This window comes from Okeania sp. SIO3B5 (genome assembly GCF_010692555.1).
In the GTDB taxonomy this organism is placed as follows: Bacteria; Cyanobacteriota; Cyanobacteriia; order Cyanobacteriales; family Microcoleaceae; genus Okeania.
Genome location: NZ_JAAHHG010000629.1, coordinates 1 through 5,252, shown reverse-complemented (window position 1 = coordinate 5,252; position 5,252 = coordinate 1). Strand labels below are relative to the sequence as shown.

The 5,252-nt window shown below is 37.1% G+C and carries 3 protein-coding genes and 2 pseudogenes; 1 reads left to right on the top strand and 4 read right to left on the bottom strand.

Annotation, left to right across the window (positions count from 1 at the left end):
• The first annotated feature begins 464 nt into the window (after positions 1-464).
• Complete coding sequence (locus F6K54_RS39765; protein ID WP_293089827.1) at positions 465-2,966, top strand: CHASE2 domain-containing protein; 2,502 nt, start codon at positions 465-467, stop codon at positions 2,964-2,966.
• 766 nt (positions 2,967-3,732) lie between these two features.
• Here F6K54_RS39765 and F6K54_RS43585 read toward each other — a convergent pair.
• From F6K54_RS43585 to F6K54_RS39750, 4 genes and pseudogenes are all read right to left on the bottom strand, one after another.
• Entirely contained in the window at positions 3,733-4,074 is a 342-nt protein-coding gene (locus F6K54_RS43585; protein WP_366558376.1) for a DnaJ domain-containing protein, read from the bottom strand.
• Positions 4,075-4,158, bottom strand: a pseudogene (locus F6K54_RS39755) (hypothetical protein); the annotation flags it as partial.
• Between the two features lie 155 nt (positions 4,159-4,313).
• Positions 4,314-4,541 (bottom strand): annotated as a pseudogene (locus tag F6K54_RS43580) (zinc ribbon domain-containing protein); the annotation flags it as partial.
• A gap of 22 nt (positions 4,542-4,563) precedes the next feature.
• Positions 4,564-5,252 (bottom strand): transposase (locus F6K54_RS39750; RefSeq protein ID WP_293089825.1); only part of this gene is annotated, 689 nt, incomplete at its 5' end.

Below are 5,252 nucleotides of genomic sequence, written 5' to 3'. Positions count from 1 at the left end.
CCCAGGCCCAAGTCTACCCAATTCTTACTCAAATACTCAATTTTTGAGCATTCTTAGGGGAAAACAGGGGTACTTTTTCACTACCTAAAAAGCCTAAAACCAATATCAGTAAAGACTTTTATATTTAATCAGCAAGCCCTAATTAAACAATTCGGGTTAAAAGCCTCCCGTTTCAAGGGGAAAAAAATAAATTTTTTCCTTATTTGTCAATCCTCTCCTTAAAAGGGAAAGATAATTATATCATGTCCGGTAGCATCGGAGCGTGTATAAAATCAAGGTGACAATAGAAGAAAACCTTCTGGCTCCAGCATAGCTGCCTTCCTTCCACCAAAGTCTAATTATTCAACCGGACATGATATTATCCATTATCCATTAATGAACTCCTGACTCCTGACTCCTGAATTATATGATAATTAATTATCTGGGTATTATATAAAAAGGTATGCGATCAAAATCAAAGAAAAATGACTCAAACTGCTTATAGATTCTACCTGAAGATTCAACAAGTTGAAAAAGTCTGCCTATTTGAACTTGCCTGGGGTAGAGGGCAACAATTAAGTGTCACCCTTCCTTATCCTGAGGAGCTTACCATATTTTATCAAGATTGGCAAACAAAATATCTGAGTTTTTATAATAAAGCCTTACGAGGAAGGGTAGTAAATACAGGAACAATAACTAGACAAGTTGATTGGGCGCAAAAATTAGTACAAGCAGAAGCAAAACTTCTGTGTGAATTTCATCGTTGGCTACGACACGAAGAACTGTTTGAAATTAGAGCAATTATTGCTCAAGCAGCCAAAGAAAAAACAGAAAATTTACTACCATCACAGCACAACGCTCATGTACCTACTATTGACATATTTCTAACTTGTAACTCCCAAGACTTATGTCGTTTACCCTGGGAAGTATGGGAAATTACAGAATTTGCTGCATCCAGTAAAATTAGAATAGTCCGCCAACCTATCAATATTCACGATACACCAGTCAATTATCAATTCAAACCCTGTCGAGGTAAAGCTAGGGTATTAGCAATACTGGGAGATGATACAGGTTTAAATTTCCAGGTAGATAGAGAAGCAGTAAAATCACTTTCCCCAATAGCAGAAGTAGAGTTTGTGGGTTGGCAACCTCACGAAAGTCAAGCAGAGCTGAAAGACAAAATTTTCAAAGCCATAAAAGATGAACGTGGGTGGGATATCTTATTTTTCGCCGGACACAGTAATGAAAATATGCATACAGGAGGAGAACTAGCGATCGCCCCTGGCACATCTCTATCCATAATAGAAATTGCTCAATCCTTAACTATCGCCAAACATAGAGGTTTACAATTTGCCATCTTCAACTCCTGTAGTGGTTTAAGCATCGCTAACACCCTGATAGACTTGGGTTTAAGTCAAGTTGCCATCATGCGAGAACCTATTCATAATCAAGTCGCCCAAGAATTCTTAGTGCGATTTCTAAAAAGTTTAGCCGAATATAAAGATGTTCACGAATCATTATTATCAGCGTGTCAATTTTTAAAACTACAGAAAAACCTCACCTATCCTAGTACATATTTAATACCATCTTTGTTTTGCCACCCGGATGCCCCACTATTTTGTCTTCAACCATCTAGAATAAAACACAAATGCAAACGGTGGTTGCCTAGCAGAAAAGAAGCGATGGCGCTTAGTGCATTAATTTTCTGCAGTTGGCAATTATCAACTCAAAGCTTTTTAATTGAAAAGCGAGTATTAGTGCAAGCCATGTATCGGCAATTTACCAACCAACCCGATCGCCAAAATTCGCCTCCCGTACTATTAGTTGAAATTGATGAAGAGTCCATCAAAAAAGCCAAAATATCCGATCCTAGACCTATGGATCGTAGCTATATAGCTAAAATCATTGATCGACTTACATCTATAAACGCCAAAATCATTGGTGTGGACTATCTATTCGATCGTCATCAACCAAAAAACGACCGAAAATTAGCTCAGACTCTGCGTTCATCCATAAAAAAACAAAGTACTTGGTTTGTTTTAGCAACATCTCGTAATCAAGCTGGTGGTTGGTTTGAACCATTGCCAGAGTTAGCATCCCCAAATTGGCAACTACAGGGAAATACTTTTGTTGTTGGTTATGACAGTTACGTTACCCATTTTACACTGCTGCCACGGAAATATTCTAGCAATAGGCCATTGCCCTTTGCTTATTGGCTAGCAGTTGCTCACTGGTTAAATTTTGAACAATTTGGGGAGTTGCTTCAACCCCAGATTAATTCCTCAGATCATTGGGTATCTCAAGTCAAAAATCATATTAATCAGACCACAGGTGAATATGAATTTTTGGATTTATTTTCCAATTCATCTCGCTTACAACCTTTAACTAAATTTTCCTATAAATTAGGACAAATGTGGATGCATCCAATTATAGATTTTTCTATCCCCCCAGAAGCAGTTTTTCTACGTTTACCTGCTTGGCAACTTTTGGAGAATAATGATTTCCCACTATTACCACTAACTATACTAAATAAACGTCCATCAATAGTGATTATTGCTGCTGGATATAAAGATGCAGGATTAGTTGCTCCAGGAGGAGACTATTTTCCTTTACCTGCTGCTGTTGGTTACTGGCGTTCTCAACATCCTGCCAACCCTAGTACAGTATTTACTGGAGGGGAAATTCATGCTTATATGGTTCATCATTTGCTCAATCAAAGATTAGTTATACCTATTCCTAATTTATGGTTAATTTTATTAGCTGCTTTATTAGGAAAAGGAACAGTATTAGTATTAGGAAATAGTACTAATACTCAAAAACAAGAAATTATTTTTTTATGGTTTTTATTGACTCTAATTTATGCACTGGCTAGCCTACAAATTTATATTTCATTAGAAATTTTATTACCTTGGTTGTTACCTAGTCTAACATTTTGGATTTATATCTTTTTATATTTGATCGACCGTAAGTCAAGTTATTTGAATTGAGTTCTTATATCAAAGATGAAATTTTCATATCATGTGCCCCCTTGAGGGGAACAAAGCCTTTGTTAGATATAGAATTGTTAGCAAGTTATATCATGTCTGGTTGAATACTTATTATTAAGGTAGTAGGGGAGTAGGGGAGTAGGGGGAGTATGGAAAATAGAAAGATTTACTGTTTAAGCAAGAGGATAATTTTTTTCATCACTGATGATCCGGACATGATATTATGTTGAATCTGATGAACCTTTTGATGCTGTTTTAGAGTTTAGGCAATAAATTCATGAGAGTTTTTCGGTTTAATTAGGGTTTGCTGAAAAAGTCTTATGGGTGAGGGTAGGAGACAGGAGACAACCCACCCCTAATACCAGTTTGATAAATCTTTGCTACAAATACTTAGGTTACTGTTTAGGAGTCAGGAGACAGGAGTCAGGAGTCAGAAGAAATGGGTTTTATGCCATTTATTATATAGTAATTTATCTTTTTCCTCCAATAAATATTTCCTACAAATTATTTTAATACTGCTTATTATCTGTAACATTCTTTTTTCAAATTGGTATAACCCCTCCCAGGAGGGGAAGACAGAAGAAATGGGAATTTGGAGGAGGTAGGAGCGGGCGTTTTGTCCCAAGATTGTCCTGCCCAACTCTTGAGCAAAATCCTGAATTTTTGAACCATTACCACCTAAAACCTCGCACTTTTTCCAGACCTACAATTACTCAAACCAATATCAGTTAATAAGCGCGATATTTAATCAGCAAGCCCTAATTACCTAAACATTAGTTTGCGGTAGTAGAAACTCTTGATAAGCTTGATTAATAATTTGCATTTTTGAAATAGCTTCCTTATTCCTATTCACATCTGGATGATATTGTCTAGCCAAACGACGATAAGCCAATTTCACAGTTTTCGCATCTGCATTTGGTGTTACACCCAATATTTCCCACCACTCCCCAGATAAAAATTCGACACCATCCCACATTACCTGATGCCAAATTTTCATATTCTTGCCATCTCCCCCACTCACTAAACACCCATCACCACAAAAAGCCACTGGATAACAACCAGCCAAAGTTTGCAAAAGTTCTCCACTAGGCAAACCCCAAATTTTCACTGTGCCATCCTGACTACCACTAGCAAGCATTTTTCCATTACCACTAATAGCAATAGAAAAAATCGGTGCTGAATGACCAACTAAAGTACAAACTAAGCAGTCTGTTTCGAGATTCCAAAGTCTGACCGTAAAATCTGTACTGCTCCATAAAACTGATACAAAGCGTTACATAACGTAACAACCCGATGTTTACTTCCTGCTTCAAGTGAGGCCGTCGGCGGTTACTCATCCACAGGCATTCATGCACAGGCATTCACGGTCGAGCCGACCGCATTTCTTAAATTTATACTTGCATTTAAATCTCTATCTATTGACAAGCCACAGTCGGGGCAGTCATAAGTTCTCAGATGCAAGGGCATGTCTTGAACATGACCACAATTAGAACAAGTCTTTGATGATGGAAAGAATCTATCTACTACTACTAATTCACTTCCGTACCATTGGCACTTGTATTTAAGCTGTCTGCGAAATTCAGAAAATCACTATCTGCTAACTGATTTTAGCTAGCTTATGGTTAGCTAACATTCCTCTGACGTTTAAATCTTCTATGACAATACTGCCGTGGTTTTTGGCTAAGTATGTTGTCAGTTTATGAAGTGCGTCTTGACGAATGTTTGCTACTTTTCTATGCAACCTAGCTATCTTAAGTTGTGCTTTTCTCCAATTAGTAGAGCCCACCTGTTTATGACGATTTAGGTATTGCTCTCTTGACAACTTGGCTTCAAATTTCTGATAGGCTCTGACACTTTCAAATACTTTTCCATCACTTAGTGTAGCTAAGGTTTTCACACCTAAGTCTACACCTACTACATCAGTTTTTTTGGGTGTAGTGTGAGAATGAAATTCATAGCTACAGCTCAAATACCAATCACCTGCTTGTCTGCTAATAGTTATTTTTTGAGTTGTAGCTTCAATTGGTTCATAAGTTTTTACAATACCAATAAAAGGTAATTTGTGACTCCATCCGTTTAGTTCTATTGGTTTTCCACAATTATCTATTGTGAATGAATCAGACCTACCTTTCTTTTTAAATCTTGGATATTTACCCAATCCTTGAAAAAACCTTTTAAATGCTTCACCCAAGTTAATAAAAGCATATTGATAAACTTTAGACGATAAGTTTTTCATCCAGGGGTAGAGGGGTTTTGTGTGATTGGTAAAAACCTCTCTAAGCTTAC

Excerpts from the sequence above, each read along its gene's own strand:
- F6K54_RS39765 (WP_293089827.1), top strand. The coding sequence starts at position 465 with ATGACTCAAACTGCTTATAGATTCTACCTGAAGATTCAACAAGTTGAA.